Source organism: Peribacillus simplex (assembly GCF_030123325.1).
GTDB lineage: Bacteria > Bacillota > Bacilli > Bacillales > DSM-1321 > Peribacillus > Peribacillus simplex_D.
Map to the genome: position 1 here is coordinate 3,438,820 of NZ_CP126106.1, position 22,410 is coordinate 3,461,229.

The window sequence follows — 22,410 nt, forward strand, 5'->3', positions numbered from 1 at the left end:
AACGTATTTTCCACCACTATGACTCACTTCCTTGTTGTGATGGCCGTTTACCTATCGATTCATTAAATTGCCAAAAAGTTATATCGACCCTCATTAACAATTCAGCACACTCCTCTTCCGATATCGTTAACGGCGGGGAGATGATGATCGCTGCCCCTGTTACACCGTCAAGGCCTGCAGCTGCGGGATAAAGAAGTATTCCATTCCTCATTCCCAATTCAATGATTTCATTAGTCACGTCTGCCTCCTTCGGAAATGGGACCTTCGTTCCTTTATCCTGGACAAATTCGATGCCAATCAATAAACCTCTCCCGCGTATATCACCGATAAAGGAATACTTCCCTGCCAACTTTTTCAGGCCCCTAATCAGGTAATTCCCTCTGTCGGCTGATTTTTCGACAAGTTCATTCCTTTCGACATATTCTAAAACGGCCAAAGATACCGCACACGATAACGGATTTGCACTTAGAGTATGCCCTCCTATAATTGACTTCGAGCCTTTCATTATGGGCTCCATCACGTTTTTGGTCATTACTGCGGCCGCTATTGGTGTATACCCCCCACTCATACCCTTACCAAATGTTACGATATCAGGCTCCACATCCCAATATTCGGAAGCAAGCATCTTCCCGGTACGTCCAAATCCGGTCATTACTTCATCCGCAATGAATAAAATATCATTCTCTTCGCAGATTTTCTTGAGTTTTCGAAAATAACCATCAGGAGGAACAATGGCCCCTCCGGCTGCGCCGATAACAGGTTCTGCAATGAAAGCCGCTATATTTTCACTGCCAATACGCCGGATTGATGCTTCCAATTCCGAAGCACAGGACATTCCGCACGTATGTGGATCAAGTTGAAGTGGACATCGGTAACAATATGGAGGAGATACAGAAGGATATGATTCAAGCATGGAAGTAAACCTTTCCCGGCGAATCGGATGTCCAGACATTGAAAGAGCTCCCATCGTGATGCCATGGTAGCTCATCCATCTCGATATGATTTTCTGTTTCTTTGGCTTCCCTTTTTCCTGCCAATGCTGAATGGCAATTTTCAATGCTGTTTCAGTCGCTTCGGAGCCGCTGTTTACAAAAAAGCTGTATGTCAGTTCCCCTTTGGTCAATTCTGCAATTTTTCCGGCAAGTTTCTCTGCAGCATCGCTGGTGAATTGGGACCGATACACAAATGAAACCTGTTTAGCCTGTTTTACCATCGCTTCAATGATTTCCTGGACTCCATGGCCAATATTGGCTGTAACAGCACCGGAAGAAGCATCAAGGTATTCCTTTCCATCTTTGTCATATAAAAACACTCCCTGACCATGGCTGATAGTCGGGTAGGCTCCTCCCAGGACCGGTTTGATCAATGAAGACTGCTCCATAAGCCCACACACTCCTTCTCATTAAAAACAAATGCAATATAGTAAAGTGTATGTCCAGATGAAAGCAATCTTGCTAAAGAAATTGGCCTAAGCATGTTAACGGATAAATTTCTTGCTTTCATGGGCGGTCTTCCAAAAATGGCCACAAAAAAAGTGTATCCGCGAGAGATACACTTTTTTCTTACAATGCGCTATTTAGTTTTTCTTCACGAATTGACTCCAAAAAACTTTCATCCTTTAAAACAGCCAGCACATTTTTATAAAAAGCAGTTTTATCGATAACTGAAGTATGCACATATTCATACTCTTTTAAAGACGGATGACGCAAAACATTTTTCATGCAGGAATGACAAACTTTTTTAGTTCCTAACTTATAGTAGTTCAAGTTACTTGCATCCCCATTAGAAGTATCTTCGTTACAAACGAAACAAGTATGGCTCACACGGCCTTTTTTATTATACTCGGCCAAAGCCCCCTCTAAACGAATGGATGCTGGAATTGTTAATAACACATAATCACCTTTTCTATTTTAAATCTCTTAGTATTATATCAGAAAAATATAGAATTTGAACTATTAGACTCATATTCCCTAATAATGCTTGTAAAATAGGATTATTTCCAGGGCTGACAAGAGGAAAGACTCCTAAAAAACACCCTAATGCAAAATATATTCATACATATCCCAAACAGATTAAAACACCGTCCATTTTTTGAACGGCGCCTTCAAACTGTATCATGGATGGATCTGGATCATCGCTTTTCCGTTCATTACCTTCATTACTGCTTTTGAACCAACCGGCACCGTTACAAATGGATGAACATGACCAAAGTTGGCATTAGCGATCACGGGTATGCCATTTAACTCCTTTTTGGTGGCGATGATTTCCTGCAAAGCATATTCAGTCATTCCTGAATCCTTTTGGAAACGGCCGATGACGATTCCTTTAATCCCACTTGCACCTGGCTGATGGAGCAAGGATTGTAAATCCCGGTCAAAACTGAATGGGTGGCTTTCTTCGTCATCTTCTATGAAAAGGATACTGTCCTTTAAAGATGGCATGTACTCTGTACCTTGTAATAGATTGAGTGTACAAAGATTTCCCCCAATGATTGTCCCAGCAGCTTCACCTTCCTGAATGCCCATGTATCCAGCATTCGGGTGGAAAGTGCGGTCATCCTGTTCTAAATGCCAAGAATCATCACTCCACGTTTCACTTGGATCAAGATAAAAGCCTTCACTTTCAATTACAGCCTTTTTAAAATATTCCATCGTATATTCCAGACCAGCCTTCATCCCGAACGTCGAGAAATGAGGACCTGAATATGTAGTTAAGCCTGTTTTATTATATATGGCCAATAAAATTGCGGTTATATCACTATACCCCATCAACACTTTTGGATTTTCCTTAATCAAATCATAGTCGATATACCTTAACAATTGGTTAGCGTTATATCCCCCGATGGCTGTAAAAATCCCCTTAACATTCGGATCCCTGAACGCATCATGCAAATCCTCGATCCGGTCTTCGATCGAATTCGAGAAAAAGTCATCATGGAACAAAACCGTTTCACCATATGTCACTTTAAAACCAAGCTCAGTCAATCTTTCTTCTGCCAATCTGCGTTGTTCCCCTTTGACAATCGCCAAGCTTCTTGAAGGAGCGATTACGCGTATTTCATCCCCTGCTTTTAAACGGGAAGGTTCCATATCTTTATCCCCCTAAATTAGTTACATTTCTTTCGTTATTTTAGCAGAAATGGTGAACAAAGAAAAACCAAGACCCTTAATGTCATTCACACAACTTATTTTCCTTTCAGATTGGCCTGATTTCCCGCCTCAATGTCATTTTCCGGCCATTCCCGTTGTGCATAATCAGGATTGGAAAAAGGAATGGTTATGCATCGCCTGTCCCACCTGGATTTAACCATGTTTTTTCAGTCAACGACCTGGAATCTAAAAGATCCAGCGTCAACCCACCAATTTCCTTACATAAAGAAAAGACCAGCTTTATCAACTGGTCTTTGGGTTATTATATTAGCAGCAGAATGAAGCACCAATGATAATCAATAGAATGAACAAGACAACGATTAATGCGAAGCCTGATCCAAATCCGCAGCAACCACCGCCGAATCCACCGCTGCCGTATCCACCTCCACCATAACCGTATCCTGGTCCTGCAGCATTTCCACCATATCCGTACATATGTTTCACTCCTTTTAGAATTCTGATTTCTCTTTACACCTTACCATATGTCAATACGCCCGCCTCGGTCTGTGCATTTGCCCATTTTTCTGGATTTAAGAAAAAACTTCAATCAACACCTCTTAACCTTTAATCATTCAATGTCTGAAATACCACACGATTAACCATGAAAAATGTCAAAAAAACGTTTTATATTTATTGTGTTACTTCAAAATTGGGATATAATAAGGAAAAAACAATTCTTAAGCCTTTTTAAACTATCTCATACCTACTTGGATACATAAAAGGCAATACGGGGGAACATAATTGAAAACGAACGCAAAATCCTTCATCCCTTTCGCTGCAATTGCCACGATCCTTCTAATCAGCTATATCCTTCAAAAAGTCCCAAAAACATATGGATCAGATGATTCGATAAATGTTTATCAAAAATTCCAATCAGGCCAGCCCATTCAGTATCTCGTCATTGGTGACAGTATCGGAAGAGGTTCCGGAGCTGAAAATCCAAATCTAACATGGTTCAAACAGTTAGAAAATAAAATGAATGATGCCAATGATATTCCTTTACACGGTGACTATGTGGTCCAAAGCGGATCCACTGCTTTTGAAGGCCTATTCAAGCTTTCCCAAAGAAGGGAACATGATCGTAAAGATCTGATTTTCTTCGTTTTTGGTGAAAATGACCGTAAATATATGAATGTCGATGATTTTACCATGACATATGAAGCGTTAATGAGGAAGGCAAAACGTCTCCACCCTAATGCTGAATTATTCACAATAACAGAGAGTTCCTTGAAATATGAGGAATTTGCTTCAGCCATCGGACTTTTATCCAAACATTATGGCGCAACGAATGTAGATATGCGACCAATATTCAAAAATTCAGGATATACGGAAAAACAGCTGACCAGAGATTTGATTCATCCAAATGGACTTGGTTATAAATTATATGCTGATGCAATTTATGAACGGTTCCTGGATAACATCAAGCGGGAAAAGGCTGTAGCAGGCCTTCCATCCATGCTGCATGACCGTTCTGGATTTGAATTATCGGAAATTGACCACTATGAAAAGATGAGCGGTTTCCGTCCAAGGGGCGGCTATTTCACTAGTAGCGAAAAGGGCAGTGTAATTGAATATACCTTCAAAGGAAGTATGCTTGGTGTGAAACTGCTTAGAAGTCCTGATGGCGGGGAAGTGAATGTATGGATTGACGGAAATGAAATCACGACTTTGAATACGTGGTGGCCATTTGCCCGTGAAAGATATTTATTTGTCACGAATGGGCTCCGTCCCGGTTCACATATTGTCCGTTTTGAGGTGACTGGCAGGACTAAAGCAATGGAACTTACCACCATTCCATTTGTCCGGATCGCATCAATCATCACGGATTGAATCCCGACTAATATTAAAATACCCCCTATCAATTTCTGATAGGGGGTTTTCCAATCAATCAAAAAGCTTTTTGTATTCTCCGTATCCTTCTTTTTCAAGATCTTGGAGCGGGATGAACCTTAATGATGCAGAATTGATGCAATAGCGTAATCCCGACGGTCCCGGACCATCATTGAAAACATGTCCCAGATGGGAATCGGCCGTTTTTGAGCGAACTTCGATCCTTCTCATACCATAACTCGTATCGAGGTTTTCCACCACTTCCTCTTCTTTAAGCGGTTTAGTGAAGCTTGGCCAACCGCAGCCTGAATCGAACTTTTCCTTCGAAGTGAAAAGAGGATTACCTGAAACGATATCCACATATAACCCTTCTTCCTTCATGTTCCAATATTCATTGTTAAAGGCTGGTTCCGTTCCATTATTTTGTGTGACCTCATATTGAATCGGAGTGAGTTCCTTTTTTAATTCTTCTTTACTTTTCATTTTTTTCCCCCCAGTGATGTTGTATGAATGCTTTGCGTCCAGAGCCGATTGAATATCTTTCATAATGCTCAGGTTGCTTTTTATAATAATGCTGGTGGTATGTCTCAGCTGGATAAAACGTTTTGGCTGGTATTATCGGAGTTACAATCTGTCCAGAAAATTTCCCGCTCGCCTGCAGCTTGGCTTTCGATGCTTCTGCAATTTCACGTTGGTTTTCGTCATGATAAAAAATCGCGGTTTGATAGGAACTTCCCCGGTCATAAAATTGCCCGCCGGCATCTGTCGGGTCAATTTGCTGCCAAAACAACTCGATTATTTTCTCATATGGATATACGCTTGGATCAAAGGTGATCTGAACAGCTTCATAATGTCCCGTAGTTTCAGAACAAACTTCTTTGTATGTGGGATTTTCCGTAGTCCCGCCTGTATAGCCAGAGATAACGGATTCGATGCCAGGCTGTTCATCGAACGGTTTCACCATGCACCAGAAACATCCACCTGCGAATGTTGCTTTCTCTAATTGCTTTGTCAAATGAAAATCCTCCTTTTTTACAAACAATCCATTGAATGCATTTTAACGCTTTTATTTTACCCTGTAAAATAATATGCCGATCGAACCTTTTTACGAAAATGGTCCATTCCCTTTTAAAAAAGGGGAAACATGCCCAAGCATAAAAACATATGATAAGACCATAATGGGAAAATGAGAGGTGTTGGAAATGAGCGATAAACAATCATTTTCACAAAAATCGGTAACATATGATTTACTATCGGCTAATAATAAAAACAGCGAGCCGCAATTGCATGCTTATTATTACCATAAGCATTTGAAAAGTCTCGAAAAATCAACACAACATTTGGGATATGAACAAATGGATGTCATACTGCCAGCACAAATTCGCTTTTTACATGCTGCCCCGACAGCTCCCTCATTTGATGTTTATGTAAATGAAGTGCGTATTCTCAAAAGTTTCTCATATAAAGAGAACAATGATTATTTACCACTGCCTCCTGGCAATTACCAATTGGATATATACCGCAGCGGGCAAAGCACCTTCCCTCTTTTAAGCCGTCAATTGGCTCTCGAAAGCGGGAGTTCCTGTACTATTGCTCTAGCACCTACCCAGGCTAATGAATCGTTGAAATTGTTAACTTTCGAGGATGATCCATTTGTTCCTCAAAATGAAGCAAAGGTTCGATTCATCCAGCTTTCACATGATTTACTCTCGGTGGATATTGCCGTCAAAGATGGAGATGTCGTTTTTGATCAACTCGATTTCAGGAAAGCAAGCGAATATCTTAATATTCATCCAATGATGGTAGACTTCGAAGTGAGGATAGCTGGAACAAAAGAGATTGCACTCTCTTTGCCAAACAAGGCTTTCCAAGATAATACTCCCTCAACCATTTATATAATTGGATCGAATCGGGAATCATCCTCAATAGAAACCCTAACGCTCTCTCCTTAAATGGATAATAAACAAGGATGTATCGAAATATTTAGATAACAAAACATGGGATAGTCTATAATGGGGCTAATCAAAAAATATGGATAAAAATCATTAATATGTAAATAGTAAGGTAACTTACCATTTATTCACACCAAACATTGGGCATTGTAATCTATTTTCAAATAAAGGTTGTATAGATTGAATCTCCAAGTCCTCTGTATTTAATGGACTTGATGATTCATAAGAACAGATATATGTTCTTTCTTGGAGTGAGAGGGCTGTTATTTAATTTTACTAATAAGTTTTTTATACTGTAAATCACCATATCCTATTGTTGGGAAGTGGATAAATAACCTGTTAATCAATTCTGTTTCAGGCAGGCTTTTATTTTTAGAAATATAATTTGTTACTGGATTATTTTCTTTTAACATTTCTAAATATATGTCTATTGCCTGATACATAACTGGCAATACTTCAATTGATGTTTTTTTATGTTTTAATAATATATCTTCATAAACAGTTAAATAGTTGCCTAATCTAAGTTCAGTTTGCCTTACTTTAAATTCATCCTCTCTAAAACTGTTCAAGAACACTCTACCGCTATAATCGTCCTGTTCAAGGTAAGCAAGGATTGTAAGAAGGTTCATTTGGCAAAACATATCTTCACCAAACCACAAAACGATGCATTCATAATCTTTGTTAAATAGATTATTTAATGGATTAATTACCTTACCGATATAATTTTCAACTAATTCATGGTGTCCTATTGCTCTTGTTTTTATGAATTCCTCATTAAAAATGTTCTTAGTAGTTGTATTTACACACATAGCTTCGTTAAATGGAGCATAGTCTGTATTTCTCATTAGTTTTTTATCCTTAAACTCATCATACATAGCTTGGCCATTCAATATATTGAGAACATATTCGCCAAACCACTCTCCGTGTTGGTTTTGTATCTGATCAACCTCGATTTTTCTCGAAAAATCCATTCTGCATCACCCTTTATGTTTATGAATATTGAGCTTATTGAATGATTGAACCGGCATCCTGTTAGGTTGAAATGCTCTGGGACTATGCCAAAAACAGTTTTAAACGCCCTACTATATACTTCTTGAATCATCATGATCAAAAGCAATACCAATCATTCTCTTACCACTTTCTAATCATTTGTAGATAAGTGAAGCCTTCTAAGAAGCATACAGTGCCTAATACTTATCCCTGTCATTTGGTGGAATTTAAACGAACAATAATAAGGCGAGTATCCCAGATCATTGGCACGTTCATCTAAAGAAAATTTATATGTTATATGGTTTTCAATCCAATCAATCATAATTTGCATGTTCATATAATTCACCTCGAATGGAAATTATAAGTGGGTTCCATTTCATTTATTTGATATTTCTTGTGAGTTATATAAATTATAAAAGTCTGCTCCTATCACTTACTTTAACTCAGAAATTGATAAGTAATCTATATAATAATCAAGGTTTTAGGTTTTAATAAACCAAAAGGGGCGTAAAAAAGAACCACGCATTTTAGACATATCTAAAATGCGTGGTTCTTTTATCATCAAATATTTAACACATCTTTTATTCGTATCACTGTAAAGATGATGGGATGGTCAATAAAAATGAAATGTCATCATTTTCAAGGTCGAATTCTTTCGCCTTCACCCTAATATCACTTTTCAGTTCCATATCCTGTAATGACACATAAATACTTTCGTCATTGGGACTGATGCTAACCCAATCCGGCATGTTATAACGCTCATTTATTAAATTCATTACATATGAAACAGGAAGGTTCATTTTTCCGACTGCAATTGATTTTTGCTTTAAGATCAAATCCCCATTTTTTTGGGCAATTGGTTCAAAAGTCAATTTCATTTCCACTTCACGGTTGAAAAATGGCATCGTTCCATATAACTCGACTTCATCCGTTAAATAAACTTCATAGTGAATGGATCCCGTCAATCCCTCTTTATCCAGATACTGGTTGATTAATCTTGTCAAATCTTCCCGATTCGTGTGAATTTGAAATTGGATATCTTCTTCATGGCTTACCTTGGGTATCATCTCTTTATCTTTTGTCGGCAGATTAACTAAAATCGTTACAAACAGGATGACCAGGATGTTTAGGGCTAATAGGGAAATAAACAAAGTCTTCCATTTGACATTTGTCATTCTTGGTCATCATCTCCTTTGGCACTCGCTTCCAATGTGTCCTTTCCGATAGTGGTAATATCCATATCATTATAGATTCTTGTCGCGATTAATTCATATCCGCGGTCATTTGGGTGAAAATAATCCTCGGCATACAGCAAATCTTCTTCGGAATTCTCGAAAATGTCTGCTATATCAATAAAATAGGCTGAATCATATTCTTCGATAATCTCTTTCCCGCTTTCATTCCAATCATTCATGATCATATCAAGTTCATAAAAATCTGCGAACCATTTGGAAAATGGATTATAGACGCCCACAAGATAAATTTGCGCATGATCATTTTCGGAACGAACCTTATCAAGTATCTGCCTTAATCTTTTTTCATACCCTATTTTTGCCGAATCAAACTGATTCAGTTCCAAGTCCGAGAAATTCTGCTTAAAAACCTTCATGATATCATTTCCACCGATTGTGACGACAATTGAATCAGCTTGCTTTATGTCTTCTTTAATCCTAGCTTTATCCAGTCTTTTCAATAGTTGGTCGGTCCTATTTCCACGTACGCCATGATTAATCATCTCAACGGAAGTAATCGATGGTTCTTTTTCCAGCTTATTTTGTAAATAAGGCAGATACCCGCCATTATCTTTACTATCACCAACACCTTGAGTCAAGGAATCGCCAATCGATACGATTTTCACAGGGTCCGGAAAAAAGCTGGCAGGAATGGTTTCCTTTTTACTCAGCTCAACTATGCTTTTCTGCTGAACAGATGGCTGATTTGAGGCTGTTTCACTTTGGCCGCAGCCTGAGATCCAAACTAGGCATATGAAAAGACAGGTGATTCTGTACCTCATGACCCTCACCTTCCTACCCATATATTATATCATGCAGAAAACAAATGATTGCAAACAATATACCTTCTTTTTTCATTGTACTTTTAGCTTGAGCATTCCTTACTATACAATATGAAAAATGCAGTGAATTAAAGCTAGTCCTATAAAAATTAGCATGTTACTTAGCATGCAAAATCATTCTTCACTTCCGCTGTTTCTTCAAAAACAAATTGCCTTATTTTCACCATCGCAAAAGCTCTAAATGAAATCATTATTAATGGGTGGATGAAAACAGAAAGAACAGGTCATTCAACCTGTTCAATAATTCTGTAAAATTTTAATATGCTTAATGATTTCATCCAAGGGAATATCTTGCAGACCTGTATAATCCATGATGATCTTTCCTTCTTGATCAATTAGAAAAAAGCTGGTCCCATGAATCACCTGATCTTCTGCTTCTGGTTTTTTGACGATCGTTTTAAAGTTATCCAATGCAAATTGCTCGATTTCTTCCTGACCATAACCGGTCAGAAAGTGCCAATTTCCGTAATCCACATTAAATTGGTCACCATACTTTTTTAACACATCAGGTTTGTCAATTTCCGGATCCACGGAAAACGAAACGAACTCTACATCCGTAATACCTTCATCCTTCAATTGCTGCTGCAGCTTCGTCATATTCGAAGTCATGGGCAGACATACCGTCTCGCAGCTTGTGAATATAAAATCCGCTATCCAAACCTTTCCTTTAAGATCGCTTTTTGAGAAAGGTTTCCCCTCCTGATCAACGTAATTGAAATCTTCGAGATCCCAATTTTTGGCATCAGGTACACCATTGGAACCGCATGCTGTCAACAGCAATAAAATTGATGCTCCCATAGCTGCCATAAGCAAATGCAGCTTTCTCATTCCTACCCCGTCCTTTATGTATAAAATATTCTGTTACTTCATTTATTCTATCAGACCAATCGTAATGAGAACAGCAACTATTCCTACGAATTAAAGACAATTGTAAAAGTAACAAAACCCCCGCATATGCAGTTTCTTTTGGTTACTCCATATCAATCCCAATAATACATGATTGCCATGGCTCCTTCACCTGTATGGGTACTGACAACGGCCGTTGTTGCTTCTATCTTTATGTCTTGATATCCTGTTAAATCTGAAATGGCCTGGCGGACCTTATCGGCTATTTCAAGACCATTCGCATGTACAAAACCAATGCCTCTAATTTTTTTTCCTTGTGTATCTTCTTTGAATTTCTTGATGATGAACTTCACGACCTGTGACTGGCTCCTGGCTTTGGATACAGGATTCAGGACACCATCATCCAGAAGTGCAATCGGCTTTATGTGCAGCAATGAACCGATAAAAGCAGAAACTTTACCAATCCTTCCGCCTTTAACGAGGTTATCAAGTGTTTCTATGACAATGATTAAACTTGACTGCTTTTTAATATGTTCCAATCGTTCAATTATCTCAGCTACGGATTTCCCTTCCTTCGCCATCTTCGCTGCCTCGATCACCTGAAATGACATCGCTTTTGAAATGAATTTCGAGTCAAGAACGGTAACCTTCGCTTCAGACATGTTAGCTGCGCTTTCCGCTGAGCGAACTGTGCCGCTCATGCCACCAGTCATATGTATGGAAATTATCTCGCTACCGTCTTTTCCGAGTTCATCATATACCTCCACAAAGGTACCTACGGCTGGTTGTGAGCTTTTTGGCAGTTCTTTTGACTGGTTCATCCTTTTCAGGAATTCTTCTTGTTCGATTTCAACCTTATCCAAAAAAGTCTCCCCATCTATAAAAATTGATAAAGGGACCATTGTTATATCATAAAATTCCAGTTCTTCTGGTGTCATATCTACTGTCGAGTCTGTTACTATCTTTACTTTATTCATCATTACACATCCCTAACTTAACATATCTATTGTATTATACCTATTCAAGGTACGCATTCAAACCAAAAGTCTTCTTTTTCAAGTGAAGTGATACTATCCTATTGAAATGATTACACAAAAAAAGACCGCTCCATGAGCTAACATGGACACATGCCGATTCCTTCGATATTGCCTGGCATTGTGTCATCTCTTTTAACGGAGAAGTTAGCTATGGAACAGTCCGCATTAAGCATTATTGAGTAAACTTCCAAAAAAAAGCTTGTTATAAACGGGCCATTTGAGTACGGATGCTAAATAATGCTTAAATGAGTAATTTTCTTTATGATCTTTATTGGCAAAAACCTTCTTAACAAACACTTCCAAACGCACGGTCAACATAAAAAAATTCGGATCACTAGGCAGTAAGACAGGTATTTCTGAAATTGTGACCTTATGTCCAAAACAATCTTTGAATTCCAAGCATTTGAACATCAAAATATCAATCCTCATTTTTAACCGATTGCTTACATTATACACAATAAATCCAAAAGTATAAATATTCAAATGTGTAAAAAAACAGAGAAATCAGATTGTCTTTCATAAAAAAAGGCTGTTTTCGCATACTTTGTTGCTATTTACCAAGTAATGCGGTGTGGTTGATTTCCCCTCCAGATGCTCGCTTTCCGCGGGGCGGGCGGTGAGCCTCCTCGGCGTGAACGCCTGTGGGGTCTCACCTGTCCCGCTGCTCCCGCAGGAGTCTCGCACTTCCGCTCCAATCAACCTTAAATCGTTTCGTTTTAAAAACAACAATCTTTACGAAAAGAGCCTAAAAAAAAGGCCCATAAGGGCAAAATGCCATTATGGGATTCTTCTTATAAACCTTCCTCGTAGGTGTCTTCCCGCAAGCTTTCACGTTTCACCCTTCGTTTATAGACGACTTTTGATAACGAAATACTTATTTCGTATAATAACAGCAATGGAACCATCACCATAAAGTCTGACATAAAGTCAGGCGGCGTAATCGATATCGCTATGACAACCAGTACAAAGTATGCATACTTCCTTAACTTTTGAAGCACATAAGGATTTATTATGCCAAGGGAAGTCAAAAACATGGTTACGACAGGAAGCTCGAATAGAACTGCAAAAGGTATCGTCATATTAAATACGAATGAAAAGTACTTATCTGCTGTAAAACTGGTTATGAACATCCCATCGCCCAGTTCAATCAAAAATTGAAGAATGGTCGGGAAGATGACAAAGTAACCGAAAGCAAGCCCTCCGATAAAAAGCAGGAAAAGTGCCGGAATATAGGCAAGGGTCGCCCTTACTTCATTTGGCATCAAAGCCGGTTTGACGAATAACCAGATTTGCAGAGCAATTACCGGTATGGTTGCCGCAATGGCTACGACACCTGAAAGCATAAAGTAAATCCAGATAATATCACTCGGACCCAATACCATCAGGTCAAAATCGAGATCTTTCACGAACCAATTATAAATCTCCTCAACATAAATAAAACTGGCGATAAAAAAGATCAAAAAAGCAACAGCAGTAATGATGAGCCGTTTTCTCAATTCATCGAGATGATCGATGATATTTAATTCTTTATCTTCCAAAGTTGATCACGCCTTCATTCTAAAAAATCCGTATCTTTGTTCAGCATAAAGGCGCAAGACGATTGCATCTTACGCCCCAGCATTCAATCATTCATGATTTTTTTGTTGTAGCTTCTTATCTTCTTCATAATCACCTTTTGTTAAATCACTCGTGGACTTTTTAAACTCACGAAGCGTTTGCCCAAAAGCACGTCCAATTTCTGGAAGTTTCTTCGGACCAAAGATAATTAAAGCCAATATTAAGATGAGAATTAGACCAGGTACTCCAATGTTCGACATGGATACATCCCCTTTGGTGTTGTAATTAGACCTACTCCGATTATAATACCATTTCCAACCAATTGAAAGGGAACTGGCAATTCGTCATAGAATGGTAACAATTATCGACAGTATGCCCATATACGACTGGGCCGGCAGAATAAAATGTAAAAACGTAGGTATTATTCTATCCTAATTTAACATTTAATCCATGCTTAAATCAATAAGTGAAATAAATTACTGTCTTTATTGACCTCTACGAAAGAGAATCCTTTCTTGTTCATCCTCTGAATGAGCCCTTCATAATCATTTTTATCTTTTAGTTCTACACCAACCAGGGCCGGACCGCTTTCTTTATTATTTTTCTTCGTATATTCAAAACGGCTTATATCGTCATTCGGTCCTAACACCTCATCAAGGAATTCCCTTAAAGCTCCAGCACGTTGTGGAAAATTCACGATAAAATAATATAGCAGCCCTTCATATAATAGGGATTTCTCCTTAATTTCCTGCATACGCCCAATGTCGTTATTCCCTCCGCTGACCATGCATACAACCGTTTTGCCTTTGATTTGTTCTTTGTATAAATCCAACGCGGCTACAGATATGGCCCCTGCCGGTTCAGCGACAATCGCATGCTGATTATATAAATCGAGAATCGTCGTGCAGATTTGGCCCGAAGGTACGACAACGATATCTTCCAGGTTTTCCTTACAAAGCTGATATGTCAACTGTCCCACACACTTGACAGCTGCCCCGTCAACGAATGTATCAATGTTTTCAAGTTCAGAAACTTTTCCTTCCTTGAAGGAGTATTCCATCGAAGCAGCACCTTGCGGCTCAACTCCAATGCATTTCGTATTTGGGGAAACCGATTTGAAATAACTGGATACTCCGGCCATTAGACCGCCACCGCCCATAGCGGCAAATACATAGTCGATTCCATCTTCACAATCATTCAGGATTTCTACAGCCGTTGTACCCTGCCCGGCGATTACCTTTTCATCGTCAAATGGATGGATAAAGGAACGCTCTTCTTTTTCACAGCATTCCATCGCCATGGCAAATGCATCATCGAAAGTATCGCCGACAAGGATGATTTCCACATTATCCCTTCCGAATAACTGCACTTGATCGACTTTTTGCCTAGGAGTTGTAGCCGGCATATAAATTTTCCCATGGATGCCTAATTGGCTGCAGGAAAAAGCTACTCCTTGTGCATGGTTTCCCGCACTTGCACAAACGACTCCATTCTTCGTCTCTTCCTCGGTCAGGCTTTTCATTTTATAGTAGGCCCCTCTTAATTTAAAGGAACGTACGTGTTGTAGGTCCTCGCGTTTTAAATAAACATTACAATCATATTTTTCAGAGAGCCTCTGATTTTTTTGTAAAGGAGTATGCAAAACGATTTCTTTCAGTTCTCTATAGGCAATTAGAATATCTTCCAATTGAATCCCCCTATTCTTAGATGCAGTCTGATTCATAACAATCCCTCATTTCCTTCCTTAATGAATTCAATCATTATAGCACTTTACTGTTATTAATGTAATTGATTTTTCTAAAAATTCTTGCTTTTGTTCATTTCATACTAAAAAAATCCGATTATGGTCATTTCCCCATAATCGGATTATCACTTTATTTTTTTTGTAGAATAATAAAATCATGTGCATAACGATTTTTTTCATCGATGCTGCCTGGGTTTGAGGAGACTTTATCCCATTGATTTTCATCAATCACGGGAAAGAAAGTATCACCTTCAAAGGTTTCATGAATTTCCGTAATATACAGGCGATCCGTAACAGGAAGGATTTCCTTGAAGATTTCGGCTCCGCCAATCACAAAAACTTCCTCATCACGGCTATCTGCAAACGTTTTGATTTGTGCAATATCATGTAAAACTACGCAGCCTTCCGCTTTAAAATCCTGATTGCGGGTAACGATGACATTTTCCCGGCCAGGCAGGACCCTGCCGATCGAATCAAATGTTTTTCGGCCCATGACGATCGGATGGCCCATCGTCACTTTTTTAAAATACTGCAAATCTGCCGGTAAATGCCATGGCAGTTCATTGTTTTTTCCTATCACACGATTTTGATCCATAGCCACTATCAACGATATCATATGCTAACCTCACCTTTTATATGGGGATGGGCTTCGTAATTTTCCAAAACGAAGTCCTCGAAGCTAAAATCAAAGATATTTTTCACATCTGGATTGATTTTCATGATTGGCAATGGTTTGGGATCACGGGTCAACTGCAGTTCCACTTGTTCAAGGTGGTTAGAGTAGATGTGGACATCCCCGAAAGTATGTACAAATTCGCCAACTTCCAAATCACACACCTGGGCGATCATCATCGTTAAGAGCGCATACGAAGCTATATTGAAAGGAACACCTAAAAAGACGTCCGCTGAACGTTGGTATAACTGGCATGAAAGCTTTCCATCAGCGACATAGAATTGAAAGAAAGCATGGCAAGGCGGCAAGGCCATTTCGTCCAATTCCCCAACATTCCAAGCACTGACTATCAATCTTCTTGAATTTGGATTCGTTTTTATTTGTTCGATCAATTCACTGATCTGGTCGATTTGCCTTCCATCGGCCGTTCCCCAAGAACGCCATTGATGACCATAAATCGGACCTAGCTCCCCATTTTCATCAGCCCATTCATTCCAAATCCGCACGCTGTTTTCCTGAAGGTAGCCAACGTTTGTATCACCCTTCAAAAACCATAATAATTCATGGATAATCGCTTTTAAACTAACTTTTTTCGTTGTAAGTACAGGGAATCCATCTTTTAAATTGAATCTCATTTGATATCCAAAGGTGCTGATTGTTCCTGTTCCCGTACGATCACCTTTTTGCGTTCCATTTTCGAGTACATGCTTACATAAATCTAAATATTGCTTCATGATAAACCACCTTTTCTACTTTCATTCTCCTTATTTTAACGTATTATTGCCCAATGTTTAATCTAATTGCTTAATAAAATTATAAGTCTCGGGCGCTTTTTGTCTAAGCAATTGATTTTGTTCATCGTTCACATAAAACATGGCAAACGTTTCTGCAAAGTATTCCTCAGGGTAATTGGAAAAATACGTAATCCCAGGAAACAGCCCATCCACTTCCTTACCCCAAATCTTCAAATAATCCATATCTTCACGGATTCCATCAAACACTATATTATCAATTGAATGCCCCAGTTCATGCAGTTCCAAATTAACGGAGCCATGTCCGTTGCCCTTGTCACTTGCCCCGATTTTAACCAATACCGTATGTGATCCGCCCATACCAGGCACATCATCCCAAGTTGTTTCTTTATTCAAATAACCACGCGGAGTTTTCCCCTTTAATTTGGCCGCGGATTGATTTTCTGTTATATCACCATCAAATAGTTTGATCCTCACGCCACTTTCAGCAGTTTTCACCAAAAGGGAATGAGGCAGTTTATTAATGGTTCCGGCAATTTTGAGTGCTTCCCTTTCATCGAACTCCTCTTCCGGAAATAAAAATATCCTTTGTAATTCATTATTCCCCTTAAAAAGTTCAGCTTGTCTTAAAAGATTATCTTTGTTTAAATTGCGCCATTTTACCCCTTCATCCTTCGCTAACGTATAGGAGAGCATTGAGAGTAAAAAGACAAATAATGCAAGTATGGATAACCATTTCTTCCTTTTCACACTCTTCTCCCCTTTCTTCATTTCTCATTATCGTTAAGAAAATATAAGTCATTTAAAATCTCTAAACCTAACATACTATTATATTAGTATAACATATTGACCTAGTGTAAAAAATCTATGTTTTTTTGGTATTTTCGGTTGCCCATTCATTTTGAGAAGAACAATTGATCCTGTCTTTTCATATATCAACAATATATAATCGTAAAAGGTTTAAGGTGATCGCATGGAAACCAACAATAAAAAAACCATTTTGGATGAGCACCGTGAACTTGCTGAAGAAGTCCTTGATATCTACAGTTTAAAAGTGTTCATCATTCTCGACCTTTTTCTGTTCTCCATTTTCTTTGGCATTCTGCTGCATCCGCTAATGTCTTCTCTTTGGCTTAACTTTTTATTGCCTTTGCTTTTCTTCACTACATTTACCGGCCTACTTCAATTACTTGATATTTTCCTAAAAAAAAGCTGACATCATATGTGATGTCAGCTTTTTTAAATATTGCTCAACCATGTTCCTTGAGCTTTTTCCCTTTCTTCAAATGAAGTGCGATCGTGGTACCGAAAATCAGCAAAATAAAGACAAAAAAGATCGCAGACGGGATTTCGATCCCTGCAACGGCCATTAGCATTTTTATAGCAATGAATCCGATAAGGACATATGCGGCAGTTTCCAATTCAGGAACCTTATCTATCAATTTTAGAAATAGCCCTGCCACTCCCCGCATCATCAAGACACCAATCATACCGCCTGTCAAAAGGACCCAGACCTTTTCACTCACCCCGAATGCGGCCAAGACACTATCGACGGAAAATGCTATATCCATCAATTCCACTGCCGCAACCGTTCCCCATAATGTACCAAACATACGGATCAGTATGCTGTTTTTACTCATCCCCTGGATATCTTCATCGATTCCAGCTTGTTTTTTTCTTTTATTCCTAAAGTATTTAAACGAGAGCCAGCCAAGGTATGCTGCTCCAATCACCTTCACCCACCAAAGCTTAATGAGGAAAACACCGATTCCTATCGCGATGAATCTAAAAGCGTAAGCACCTAATAAACCATAAAAAAGGGCTTTTTTCCGTTGTTTTTCAGGAAGGTGCCTGACCATTACAGCCAATACCAGAGCGTTATCCGCTGATAGTAATCCTTCCATTAATACGAGCGTTCCAATCAATCCCCAGCTCACCGGGTCGGATAATACCTCCACCCACATATGCCAGTCAAAAAATTGCGCATACGTTTGCATGATGTTATTTAACAACTCTGACATGATAAAGACTCCTCTGCTACTATAACAGCAAAATTAGAAAACCTTTTAAAATAACATTGTTCCCCGTTATGATAAAAACTCTTCTTTTATTTAAACACAAAATAAATACGTTGCATGACAACGTATCATTTCGATGCTTATTAGAAATTCCTTTTCATTTCATCATACCCTTACAATTCAATAAAATCAACGAGACCAACCACTATGAGAGCCTTTGTTTACTCGTCCACTCTGGCGGCGTATTTTTATCCCAATATATTTTCCCGATATTATAATGGGTGGCAAATGAATCATGATAGGTATGATAGTGAAAATCGAACCAATACCCTTCCAGTGGAGGATTTTCCTGCCTGACATGGAATCTGATGATATCCTTGCCGCTGATTGAATCATAAATATGAAATATCTTCTCGGCCCTGCCTGCACTCGGCTGCTCAGTGATGGTTAATTGCTGTAATTTTTCATCTGGATATTGTGCAGCCATTTCTGTTATGGCTTCTTCCATTTTTGGTAATATGGCCATTTTGAACTCATCGCCAATTTTAGGATTGATCTTTTCGCCAAATTTCATAAATGCGTTTTCCTCTGCCTTATTCAGAATGCCCGATAAAAATTCTTCCCGGTTGAATTCTTCCTCAAGTTCAGTTGAATTCTGTGAAGGAAGATAGGCTAATCCCTCTTCTTCCACTAATCCCTTTTTAGTATCCTTTAACGAATCGGCTTCCGCTAGCCACGCCAGATCTGAAGGAGTGACAAGACCAAACGTCAAAACGGATACTAAAATGACAAGACTTTTCCTGAACCAAACCGCTGCTTTCAACTAACACTCCCCCTCCTTTTTTTGTATTGTCTTTATATTTAGTATACTTTTATTTTTTGGTAATTACGAATATATAGTTACCCATGTTTTGAAAATCAAAAAAAAGGATAAATACCTATATAAAGTTTATGAACCAGAACTTTTTTAGTAAATATCAACAATTTTACATTTTAATGAAGGATTTTGACGATTATTGGAGAAATTAATTAGATTCAAGTCTTTTTAAGGAGGGGTCTTATATGGCTTCGACTGCCATGGTGGCTTTATGTCTTGTAACATTGGCATTTTTCGTATATTTATCATTTGCTGATTAAGAATAAATGAATACCTACGAAAAATCTCCTTGTCATTTTTCTACAATGACAAGGTTTTCTTTCCAATCAAACATAAGCCTAACCTTTTGGCAGATAAAAGGACTGAATAATGGGGGAATCATTTTGGAAAACAACAATGAAATCATTAAAGATAAGGATTACAAAAGGGAAACAGATAAAGGGAACGCCGGAATGGTCGTTACAGCTCATCCAGTAGCCACTTCCATTGGGGAAAAAATATTACGTGAAGGTGGAAATGCTGTCGATGCGGCTGTTGCCATCCAATTTGCCCTAAATATTGTGGAACCCATGATGACTGGTATCGGCGGAAGTGGGTTCCTTATGGTATATAACGCTAAAGATAAAGAAACGAAAATTTACGATGGCCATGTAAGGGCACCTAAAGCCGCTCATCGAGACATGTTTCTTGATGATAAAGGGGAAGTCATCCCATTTAAAGAAAGATCAATCAAAGCTACAGCTGTTGGGATTCCCGGAATACTGAAAGCTATGGATGAAGCACTCACCGAAAATGGAAGCAAGCCTTTAGCTGACCTCATCGAGCCTTCCATAGAATTTGCAGAAAAAGGAGTTCCCGTCAATTGGGTACTTTGCGATGCGCTTAAAAATTTTGAATATCGATTAGGTGATGAAGCGCGTAAGTTCTTCATGCCAAACGGAAAAGCGTATCAAGATGGCGATTTGCTCATAAAAGAAAAACTGGCGAATACCTATCGGATATTACAGCGTGAAGGCATTTCCGCTTTTTATGAAGGAGAAATCGGAGAGGGCATCATTTCCTGCATCAAGGAACTTGGAGGGTTCATGGAGCTTTCTGATTTAAAGGACTATAAAGCTACAATCGATGTACCCATGTATGGGACTTATAAGGATTATCTAATTGCATCATCGAATGCCCCAAGTGCTGGCGGATTCACGGTCATCCAAATCCTGAAAATATTGGAGAGCTTCCATATAGAACAATATGATGTCCGTTCTTGGGAAAAATATTATTTAATAGCAGAAGCGATGCGACTGGCATTTACAGATAAAAAGGCATTTCTCGCTGATCCTGAATTTGCCGAATTGCCATTGGCGGGTCTCATGCATGACGAGTATATTGCTAAACGCCGTTCATTCATTAATTTCAAAACAAGAAATAATGCCATTGACTTCGGAAACCCTTGGATTTATGATTCCGTGAAACAAAGGGAAGTCATTCCGCAGCCTAATGAAGAAGATATCAGTGAAACGACACACTTCACTGTCCGTGACAGATGGGGTAATATCGCAGCATGCACTTCTACAGTGGAACATCCATTCGGATCAGGGATCATGGTTTCCGATTATGGTTTCATGCTGAATAACGAACTGACTGATTTCGATTCCATTCCAGGCGGCATGAATGAAGTGCAGCCCAATAAACGCCCCGTCAGCTGTAAAAGCCCGACCATCATCTTTAAAGACGGCGAGCCGATCTTGACGTTAGGTTCACCTGGTGGACCGACCATCATCAGTTCAGTCGTACAAACGATCATTAATGTACTCGATTTAAAAATGGATTTGAAAGCAGCCATCGAGGAACCTAGAATTTTCACTCCAATGGGCCCTCATATTGAATGGGAGCCTGGAATGGATATGACTAGCAAAGGCCACTTGGAAGCGATGGGCTTCGCCTTTAATGATGTTCCCCACTCTATAGGGAATGTCCAAGCGATTCAAATCAACCCTGATGGCTCGAACTATGGTGCTGCCGATTCAAGCCGGGAAGGCTGTGCCATTGGTCTTGATGAAACAGATTATAAATCGTGATCACTGGATTGAATGAAGCCAAAATGGAATTTGGATGTTTTTCTCTTTATTACCTCAAATCCAAATTCCTCAAAGCGGGAGCTGCGAAAATGGTCTTTCAACACGACTCTCTTGCATGCAACCCGCTTGGCTTCATTCATTATTTCCACAGATAACTCCTTACCTACCGCAAAATGAGTCAGTCCCCTGATTCCATTCGATTCCTGAATCGTTTCTTCAAACATGGGATCGAAATATACGACATCAAAATGATTATCCGGCAATGTTTTCAAAATTTCGTAATGATCACCATGCATGACCTCAACTCTTCGCACCGCAGAAATCATCTTTTCCTCTGCATCCTCCCATGTCATCATCCCATGGTCTACGAGCAATGCCAAATATTGATTTCCTTCCAATGCGACAACCTGTCCATGTTCACCCACTGCGAAACTCGCGACTATCGCATCCGAGCCCAAACCCATGGTACAATCAAGCACAGCGTTCCCTTCATTTATATCTCCGGCAATGAGAAATGGGTCACTTTCTCCGCGCATTATTCTTTTTATACGGATCATCGCTAGGTTCGGGTGAAAAAAGAATGGTTCTTTTTCCTGGTATCGATATAACTCCATCTTGTTTTTACCAAAAACAAGGCAATCATCTTCATTCTGTTCCGCTTGGATACCTCTGACCGATCTTTTTCTTCTGGCTATAAAGGGGATTTGTAATTCTTCAGCTAACCTTTTGGCTAATATCATCGTTTCTTTATCGGCTCTTCCTACTGTCGTGACAAACATGTATCCTACCCCTTCATACTCTCTAAAATTTGAAAAGAATGCCCTGTTTCCAGGGCATTC

At 39.1% G+C, this 22,410-nt stretch carries 24 protein-coding genes and 1 pseudogene; 4 read left to right on the forward strand and 21 right to left on the reverse strand.

Going from position 1 to position 22,410, the window contains the following annotated elements; genetic code table 11:
* Nucleotides 1-16 precede the first annotated feature (16 nt).
* From QNH43_RS16165 to QNH43_RS16180, 4 genes are all read right to left on the reverse strand, one after another.
* Nucleotides 17-1,381 carry an aspartate aminotransferase family protein gene (locus QNH43_RS16165; RefSeq protein WP_283914919.1) on the reverse strand — a complete coding sequence of 455 codons (1,365 nt, stop codon included), beginning with the start codon at nucleotides 1,379-1,381 and terminating at the stop codon, nucleotides 17-19.
* 181 nt (nucleotides 1,382-1,562) lie between these two features.
* Nucleotides 1,563-1,892 (reverse strand): hypothetical protein, encoded by a 330-nt coding sequence (locus tag QNH43_RS16170; RefSeq protein ID WP_076366028.1) that lies wholly within the window; start codon nucleotides 1,890-1,892, stop codon nucleotides 1,563-1,565.
* 222 nt (nucleotides 1,893-2,114) lie between these two features.
* Nucleotides 2,115-3,089, reverse strand: coding sequence for a S66 family peptidase (locus QNH43_RS16175; RefSeq protein ID WP_283914920.1), 975 nt, complete (start codon nucleotides 3,087-3,089; stop codon nucleotides 2,115-2,117).
* Nucleotides 3,090-3,416: 327 nt separating this feature from the next.
* Nucleotides 3,417-3,584: a YjcZ family sporulation protein gene (locus QNH43_RS16180; RefSeq protein WP_076366024.1), complete on the reverse strand. Its 168-nt coding sequence runs from the start codon at nucleotides 3,582-3,584 to the stop codon at nucleotides 3,417-3,419.
* A 306-nt stretch (nucleotides 3,585-3,890) separates the two neighbouring features.
* On the opposite strand from QNH43_RS16180, the gene QNH43_RS16185 reads away from it, so the two are divergent.
* Nucleotides 3,891-4,979, forward strand: a complete 1,089-nt coding sequence (locus tag QNH43_RS16185) for an SGNH/GDSL hydrolase family protein (RefSeq protein WP_283914921.1) — start codon at nucleotides 3,891-3,893, stop codon at nucleotides 4,977-4,979.
* Nucleotides 4,980-5,033: 54 nt separating this feature from the next.
* On the opposite strand, the gene msrB is transcribed toward QNH43_RS16185, so the two are convergent.
* Together msrB and msrA are read right to left on the reverse strand one after the other, a co-directional pair.
* Complete coding sequence (gene msrB, locus QNH43_RS16190; protein ID WP_283914922.1) at nucleotides 5,034-5,462, reverse strand: peptide-methionine (R)-S-oxide reductase MsrB; 429 nt, start codon at nucleotides 5,460-5,462, stop codon at nucleotides 5,034-5,036.
* The gene (msrA, locus tag QNH43_RS16195; RefSeq protein ID WP_434060202.1) at nucleotides 5,452-5,943 is read right to left on the reverse strand and encodes a peptide-methionine (S)-S-oxide reductase MsrA; all 492 of its coding nucleotides are present in this window, start codon (nucleotides 5,941-5,943) and stop codon (nucleotides 5,452-5,454) included. The genes msrB and msrA overlap by 11 nt, the downstream gene beginning before the upstream one ends.
* Before the next feature lie 238 nt (nucleotides 5,944-6,181).
* Here msrA and QNH43_RS16200 point away from each other — a divergent pair, with 238 nt between their 5' ends.
* Entirely contained in the window at nucleotides 6,182-6,931 is a 750-nt protein-coding gene (locus QNH43_RS16200; protein WP_283914924.1) for a DUF4397 domain-containing protein, read from the forward strand.
* A 263-nt stretch (nucleotides 6,932-7,194) separates the two neighbouring features.
* On the opposite strand, the pseudogene QNH43_RS16205 reads toward QNH43_RS16200, so the two are convergent.
* The 12 genes and pseudogenes from QNH43_RS16205 to QNH43_RS16260 all read right to left on the reverse strand — a co-directional run bounded on the left by QNH43_RS16205 (nucleotide 7,195) and on the right by QNH43_RS16260 (nucleotide 17,354).
* A pseudogene (locus QNH43_RS16205) lies at nucleotides 7,195-8,258 on the reverse strand (AraC family transcriptional regulator).
* Between the two features lie 253 nt (nucleotides 8,259-8,511).
* A complete protein-coding gene (locus QNH43_RS16210; RefSeq protein WP_076366014.1) occupies nucleotides 8,512-9,096 on the reverse strand; it encodes a YpmS family protein in 585 nt (194 codons plus the stop codon).
* Nucleotides 9,093-9,935, reverse strand: coding sequence for an SGNH/GDSL hydrolase family protein (locus QNH43_RS16215; RefSeq protein ID WP_076366012.1), 843 nt, complete (start codon nucleotides 9,933-9,935; stop codon nucleotides 9,093-9,095). The genes QNH43_RS16210 and QNH43_RS16215 overlap by 4 nt, the downstream gene beginning before the upstream one ends.
* A 297-nt stretch (nucleotides 9,936-10,232) precedes the next feature.
* Nucleotides 10,233-10,823 carry an SCO family protein gene (locus QNH43_RS16220; protein WP_283914925.1) on the reverse strand — a complete coding sequence of 197 codons (591 nt, stop codon included), beginning with the start codon at nucleotides 10,821-10,823 and terminating at the stop codon, nucleotides 10,233-10,235.
* A 152-nt stretch (nucleotides 10,824-10,975) separates the two neighbouring features.
* On the reverse strand, nucleotides 10,976-11,818 hold the full coding sequence (locus QNH43_RS16225) for a DegV family protein (protein WP_283914926.1): 843 nt from the start codon (nucleotides 11,816-11,818) through the stop codon (nucleotides 10,976-10,978).
* 225 nt (nucleotides 11,819-12,043) lie between these two features.
* Nucleotides 12,044-12,307, reverse strand: a complete 264-nt coding sequence (locus QNH43_RS16230; RefSeq protein WP_306804680.1) for a DUF2535 family protein — start codon at nucleotides 12,305-12,307, stop codon at nucleotides 12,044-12,046.
* Between the two features lie 362 nt (nucleotides 12,308-12,669).
* Nucleotides 12,670-13,416 (reverse strand): twin-arginine translocase subunit TatC, encoded by a 747-nt coding sequence (gene tatC / locus QNH43_RS16235; protein WP_076366006.1) that lies wholly within the window; start codon nucleotides 13,414-13,416, stop codon nucleotides 12,670-12,672.
* 87 nt (nucleotides 13,417-13,503) lie between these two features.
* Complete coding sequence (gene tatA / locus QNH43_RS16240) at nucleotides 13,504-13,695, reverse strand: twin-arginine translocase TatA/TatE family subunit (RefSeq protein ID WP_034307557.1); 192 nt, start codon at nucleotides 13,693-13,695, stop codon at nucleotides 13,504-13,506.
* 194 nt (nucleotides 13,696-13,889) lie between these two features.
* Nucleotides 13,890-15,158, reverse strand: coding sequence for a threonine ammonia-lyase IlvA (ilvA, locus tag QNH43_RS16245; RefSeq protein ID WP_141994643.1), 1,269 nt, complete (start codon nucleotides 15,156-15,158; stop codon nucleotides 13,890-13,892).
* Nucleotides 15,159-15,309: 151 nt separating this feature from the next.
* A complete protein-coding gene (locus QNH43_RS16250) occupies nucleotides 15,310-15,795 on the reverse strand; it encodes a dihydrofolate reductase (RefSeq protein ID WP_076366002.1) in 486 nt (161 codons plus the stop codon).
* Nucleotides 15,792-16,586 carry a thymidylate synthase gene (locus QNH43_RS16255; RefSeq protein ID WP_098369320.1) on the reverse strand — a complete coding sequence of 265 codons (795 nt, stop codon included), beginning with the start codon at nucleotides 16,584-16,586 and terminating at the stop codon, nucleotides 15,792-15,794. The genes QNH43_RS16250 and QNH43_RS16255 overlap by 4 nt, the downstream gene beginning before the upstream one ends.
* A gap of 57 nt (nucleotides 16,587-16,643) precedes the next feature.
* The gene (locus QNH43_RS16260; RefSeq protein WP_076365998.1) at nucleotides 16,644-17,354 is read right to left on the reverse strand and encodes an anthrax toxin lethal factor-related metalloendopeptidase; all 711 of its coding nucleotides are present in this window, start codon (nucleotides 17,352-17,354) and stop codon (nucleotides 16,644-16,646) included.
* 223 nt (nucleotides 17,355-17,577) lie between these two features.
* On the opposite strand from QNH43_RS16260, the gene QNH43_RS16265 reads away from it, so the two are divergent.
* On the forward strand, nucleotides 17,578-17,820 hold the full coding sequence (locus tag QNH43_RS16265; RefSeq protein WP_283914927.1) for a hypothetical protein: 243 nt from the start codon (nucleotides 17,578-17,580) through the stop codon (nucleotides 17,818-17,820).
* Between the two features lie 34 nt (nucleotides 17,821-17,854).
* Here the strand turns inward: QNH43_RS16265 and QNH43_RS16270 are convergent, their stop codons facing one another.
* Complete coding sequence (locus tag QNH43_RS16270; protein WP_076365994.1) at nucleotides 17,855-18,625, reverse strand: TerC family protein; 771 nt, start codon at nucleotides 18,623-18,625, stop codon at nucleotides 17,855-17,857.
* A gap of 202 nt (nucleotides 18,626-18,827) precedes the next feature.
* Entirely contained in the window at nucleotides 18,828-19,445 is a 618-nt protein-coding gene (locus QNH43_RS16275; protein ID WP_076365992.1) for a YpjP family protein, read from the reverse strand.
* A 437-nt stretch (nucleotides 19,446-19,882) separates the two neighbouring features.
* On the opposite strand from QNH43_RS16275, the gene ggt reads away from it, so the two are divergent.
* Nucleotides 19,883-21,571, forward strand: coding sequence for a gamma-glutamyltransferase (gene ggt / locus QNH43_RS16280; RefSeq protein ID WP_283914928.1), 1,689 nt, complete (start codon nucleotides 19,883-19,885; stop codon nucleotides 21,569-21,571).
* On the opposite strand, the gene QNH43_RS16285 is transcribed toward ggt, so the two are convergent.
* Nucleotides 21,559-22,350, reverse strand: coding sequence for a class I SAM-dependent methyltransferase (locus QNH43_RS16285; protein ID WP_283914929.1), 792 nt, complete (start codon nucleotides 22,348-22,350; stop codon nucleotides 21,559-21,561). The two genes, ggt and QNH43_RS16285, sit on opposite strands and share 13 nt — an antisense overlap.
* Between the last annotated feature and the right edge of the window lie 60 nt (nucleotides 22,351-22,410).

Bases quoted from the DNA above. Each gene is read 5' to 3' on its own strand.
- ilvA (WP_141994643.1), bottom strand. From the start codon at position 15,158: ATGAATCAGACTGCATCTAAGAATAGGGGGATTCAATTGGAAGATATT.
- QNH43_RS16175 (WP_283914920.1), bottom strand. From the start codon at position 3,089: ATGGAACCTTCCCGTTTAAAAGCAGGGGATGAAATACGCGTAATCGCT.
- QNH43_RS16285 (WP_283914929.1), bottom strand. From the start codon at position 22,350: ATGTTTGTCACGACAGTAGGAAGAGCCGATAAAGAAACGATGATATTA.
- QNH43_RS16165 (WP_283914919.1), bottom strand. From the start codon at position 1,381: ATGGAGCAGTCTTCATTGATCAAACCGGTCCTGGGAGGAGCCTACCCG.
- QNH43_RS16215 (WP_076366012.1), bottom strand. From the start codon at position 9,935: ATGAGGTACAGAATCACCTGTCTTTTCATATGCCTAGTTTGGATCTCA.
- QNH43_RS16210 (WP_076366014.1), bottom strand. From the start codon at position 9,096: ATGACAAATGTCAAATGGAAGACTTTGTTTATTTCCCTATTAGCCCTA.
- QNH43_RS16200 (WP_283914924.1), top strand. From the start codon at position 6,182: ATGAGCGATAAACAATCATTTTCACAAAAATCGGTAACATATGATTTA.
- QNH43_RS16250 (WP_076366002.1), bottom strand. From the start codon at position 15,795: ATGATATCGTTGATAGTGGCTATGGATCAAAATCGTGTGATAGGAAAA.
- QNH43_RS16230 (WP_306804680.1), bottom strand. From the start codon at position 12,307: ATGAGGATTGATATTTTGATGTTCAAATGCTTGGAATTCAAAGATTGT.
- msrA (WP_434060202.1), bottom strand. From the start codon at position 5,943: ATGGTGAAACCGTTCGATGAACAGCCTGGCATCGAATCCGTTATCTCT.
- QNH43_RS16220 (WP_283914925.1), bottom strand. From the start codon at position 10,823: ATGAGAAAGCTGCATTTGCTTATGGCAGCTATGGGAGCATCAATTTTA.
- QNH43_RS16225 (WP_283914926.1), bottom strand. From the start codon at position 11,818: ATGAATAAAGTAAAGATAGTAACAGACTCGACAGTAGATATGACACCA.
- QNH43_RS16270 (WP_076365994.1), bottom strand. From the start codon at position 18,625: ATGTCAGAGTTGTTAAATAACATCATGCAAACGTATGCGCAATTTTTT.
- QNH43_RS16255 (WP_098369320.1), bottom strand. From the start codon at position 16,586: ATGAAGCAATATTTAGATTTATGTAAGCATGTACTCGAAAATGGAACG.
- QNH43_RS16265 (WP_283914927.1), top strand. From the start codon at position 17,578: ATGGAAACCAACAATAAAAAAACCATTTTGGATGAGCACCGTGAACTT.
- tatA (WP_034307557.1), bottom strand. From the start codon at position 13,695: ATGTCGAACATTGGAGTACCTGGTCTAATTCTCATCTTAATATTGGCT.
- msrB (WP_283914922.1), bottom strand. From the start codon at position 5,462: ATGAAAAGTAAAGAAGAATTAAAAAAGGAACTCACTCCGATTCAATAT.
- QNH43_RS16180 (WP_076366024.1), bottom strand. From the start codon at position 3,584: ATGTACGGATATGGTGGAAATGCTGCAGGACCAGGATACGGTTATGGT.